The following is a 496-nucleotide window of genomic DNA, read 5'->3' on the forward strand; positions in this document are numbered from 1 at the left end:
CCGGCGTCCCGGGCGAGGCGGAGCAGTTCGCCGGTGGACTGACGGACGAGGCTCGGGTCGGGGTTCTGCCCCATGGCGCGCGGGTGGACGAACACGGCCCGCACGCCTTTCAGCGCATCGGCGACGGTGTCCGGCCGGGCGGGATCGCCCACCGCCTTCTCCACTCCTTGCGGGAGGGTGGCGTCTGGATCGCGGGTGATCGCCCGGATCGGTACGCCTTCGGCCAGGAGCAGGTCGACCAGGTGACGGCCGACGAGGCCGGTGGCTCCGGTGACGAGAATCATGATCTTTCCTCCATGGATGGTAGGGATCACTGGATGGTCAGCGTGACCGCGGGGTCGAGGGCCAGGGTGGCGGCGGCCAGGCCCAGGAACACGATCGCCAGGTAGAACTGGGGGACGAAGTCGTAGACGCGCAGATGGGTGAACAGGGCGCAGACGAAGTAGAGGATGAGGCCGGCGGCGGCGGCCGTGCCGATCAGTGGCACGCCGAGGAG

Annotated in this window: 2 protein-coding genes; both read right to left on the minus strand. The window is 69.8% G+C overall.

Annotation, left to right across the window (positions count from 1 at the left end; translation table 11 throughout):
- On the minus strand, positions 1-284 hold a 284-nt coding region (locus tag FAF44_RS53640; RefSeq protein ID WP_237111187.1), incomplete at its 3' end, for an SDR family oxidoreductase.
- A 26-nt stretch (positions 285-310) separates the two neighbouring features.
- On the minus strand, positions 311-496 hold a 186-nt coding region (locus FAF44_RS53645), incomplete at its 5' end, for a DoxX family protein (RefSeq protein WP_237111188.1).

Origin of the sequence: Nonomuraea sp. MG754425, assembly GCF_021699195.1 — a bacterium.
In the GTDB taxonomy this organism is placed as follows: Bacteria; Actinomycetota; Actinomycetes; order Streptosporangiales; family Streptosporangiaceae; genus Nonomuraea.